The organism is Kitasatospora sp. NPDC088351 (assembly GCF_040685575.1).
Lineage (GTDB): Bacteria > Actinomycetota > Actinomycetes > Streptomycetales > Streptomycetaceae > Kitasatospora.
On record NZ_JBFBIL010000137.1, the window covers coordinates 1 to 2,143 of the forward strand.

At 76.5% G+C, this 2,143-nt stretch carries 1 protein-coding gene; it reads right to left on the bottom strand.

What is annotated here, in order from left to right:
• Positions 1 to 2,143: acyltransferase domain-containing protein (locus tag AB0P06_RS36840; protein WP_363615374.1), on the bottom strand; the 2,143-nt coding region annotated here is incomplete at both ends.

Genomic DNA, 2,143 nt, shown 5'->3' on the forward strand with positions numbered 1-2,143 from the left:
CCAGCACCGTCCCCACCGGATCCAGAACCAGCCCGGCACCGGCGGGCACCTCAGCACGCGCCAGGCGCGGCACCACCGCAGTCCCGTCGCGCCAGGTGACGTGGGGTTCGCCGGACGCGAGCGCGTCGGCCACCAGTGAGGCGGGCACCGCCGAGCCGTCGGTGTCCACCAGGACGATCCGGCCCGGGTGTTCGAGCTGCGCGGTGCGGACCAGACCCCGGACGGCGGCGGCCGCCGGGTCCCCGGCGCCGTTCGCGGTCAGGACCGCGAGCGGGCCGGCGGAGTCACCGGCCAGGTGCTCCTGGATCCCGCCGAGCGCGGCGCCGACGAGTGCGCGGGCCGCCTGCGGCGCCGGCAACCCCTCGGGGACGCGGGTCAGGTCGAGCACGTCGTCCTCGGACGGGCGGTCCGCCGCCCGCGGCAGGTCGGCGGGCGCCCAGTCGACGCGGTACAGGTGCTCGGCGACGGTGTCCTGGGCGGCGGACAGCCGCTCGGGCGCCACCGGCCGCAGGACCAGCGCCCCGACGGCACCGACGGGCCGGCCGACCGGGTCGGTCAGCGCGAAGGAGACGCTGTCCGGGCCCTCCCGGCGGGAGTGCACCCGCAGCGCGGTGGCCCCGGACGCGTACAGGGCCACGTCGTTCCAGGCGAACGGCAGCAGCACCTCCCCCGGTCCTGCCACCGGCGCCGCGCCCAGGTTGGCGGACTGCAGGGCGGCGTCCAGCAGGGCCGGGTGCAGTCCGAACCGCCCGGCGGAGTCCGTCAGTTCCTCCGGCAGCGCGACCTCGGCGAACACCTCCTCGCCCGACCGCCAGGCGGCCCGCAGGCCCCGGAACGCGTCGCCGTACTCGTAGCCCGCCTCGGCCAGCCGCTCGTAGAAGCCGTCCAGGGCGACCGGCTCCGCGCCGGCCGGCGGCCACGCCTCGTAGCCGAACTCCGGTGCGGTCTCGGCCGCCAGGAAGCCGGTGGCGTGCCGGGTCCACACGCCGCCCTCCGCGTCCTCGGGCCGCGAGTGCACGTGGACGGCCCGGCGGTCATCGTCGGCGGTGGCCGGATCGACCGTGACACGGACCTGGAGGCCACCGCGCTCGGGCAGGATCCCGGGCGCCTCGACGACCAGTTCGTCGAGTCGGCCGAGACCGGTCCGCTCCCCCGCCCGCAGGGCGAGTTCGAGGAAGGCCGCACCGGGCAGCAGGACCGTCCCGGAGACGGCGTGGCCGGCCAGCCACGGGTGCGATCGGATCGACAGCCGCCCGGTGAACACCTCTCCCCCGTCGGGCAGTTCGACCAAGGTGCCGAGCAGCGGGTGCCCGGCGGCGGCGACCCCGAACGCGGTCACGTCACCGGTGGCGGCCACGGGCTCCAGCCAGAAGCGCTGGTGCTGGAAGGGGTAGGTGGGCAGTTCGGAGGGGCGGACGGTGCCGGCCTCGGCGTGGGCCGTGGACCAGTCCACGGGCAGGCCGTGCACGTGGAGTTCGGCGGCGGCGAGCAGGACGCGGTCCCAGCCGCCGTCCTCACGACGCAGGGTCCCGGTGACGACGGTCGGCGCCTGGACGGCCTCCTCCAGGGCCTCGACGACGGCGTGGGCGAGCACGGGGTGCGCACTGACCTCGACGAACGCCCGGAAACCCTCGCCCGCCAGGGTCTCGACGGCCTCGGCGAAGCGGACGGTCTGCCGCAGGTTGCGGTACCAGTACCCCGCGTCCAGCTCCGGACCCTCCAGCCAGCGGCTCTCCAGGGTGGAGAGGAAGGGGATCGCGGCGGGCCGGGGCTTCACGGCGCCGAGCAGCTCGGCGAGTTCGGCCTCGATCGACTCCACGTGGGCGGTGTGCGAGGCATAGTCGACGGGGATCCGCCGCACCCGGGCGCCGCGCTCCTCGAAGGCGGCCACCACGGTGTCGAGCCCGGCCGGGTCACCGGCCACCACGACCGAGGACGGACCGTTCACAGCCGCGACCTCGACCCCGACGGGGAGCCGGTCGGTCACCTCGGCGAGCGGCAGCCCGACCGACACCATGCCGCCGCGTCCGGCCAGGCCGCGGGCGATAGCCTGCGACCGCAACGCCACCACGGCGGCGGCGTCGTCCAGGGAGAGGATGCCGGCGACGTGCGCCGCCGCGATCTCGCCCTGGGAGTGGCCGAC